We start from the raw sequence: 519 nt of genomic DNA, 5'->3' as shown, positions 1-519 counted from the left end.
GGGATATTCTGTTTTCGTAATTCTACGCCATAGCTGGATACGGTCTGCATCTCTTTTCCTCCAACAAATCATTTCTTCTGTCAGGCTTTTTTCTTTTCTTTTTCCTTTTGTCCTTCGATGTAGGCAAGCACCTGGTCTCTGCTCCTGTCACTGACCGTTATGGCACAGTAAGACGGATTCCACAGATGCCCACCCCACAGTTCCTTTTTTAACTCCGGATACGCAAGAAACATCTGGCGTGCAAGATTTCCTTTCATGATCTTGATCATATCTGAAATATAAAACTGAGGTTTACAGTCCACAAGCAGATGGATATGATCCGGCATCACCTCCATTGCCAGGATCTGAAATTTATATTCTTCTGCAAGATTCTGTAACATTTCTTTGCATTCTGTATCGATTCCGTTTTTTAAAACCTTTTTTCTGTATTTTGTACACCAGACAAGATGATACTGCAAGGAATAGACATATCCCCTACCATATGAAAGTTTGTTTTTATCTATATTAAATATATCTTTT

1 protein-coding gene is annotated in these 519 nt (G+C 38.7%); it reads right to left on the bottom strand.

Annotation, left to right across the window (positions count from 1 at the left end):
- Positions 1–80: 80 nt before the first annotated feature.
- Complete coding sequence (gene tnpA, locus LJE11_RS19270; RefSeq protein ID WP_161276736.1) at positions 81–512, bottom strand: IS200/IS605 family transposase; 432 nt, start codon at positions 510–512, stop codon at positions 81–83.
- Positions 513–519: the final 7 nt, after the last annotated feature.

This window comes from Blautia sp. DFI.1.216, from assembly GCF_020594215.1.
Taxonomy (GTDB): Bacteria; Bacillota; Clostridia; order Lachnospirales; family Lachnospiraceae; genus Blautia_A; species Blautia_A wexlerae.
The sequence above is the reverse complement of the archived record's forward strand: the minus strand, read 5'-3'. Positions and strand labels throughout refer to the sequence as shown.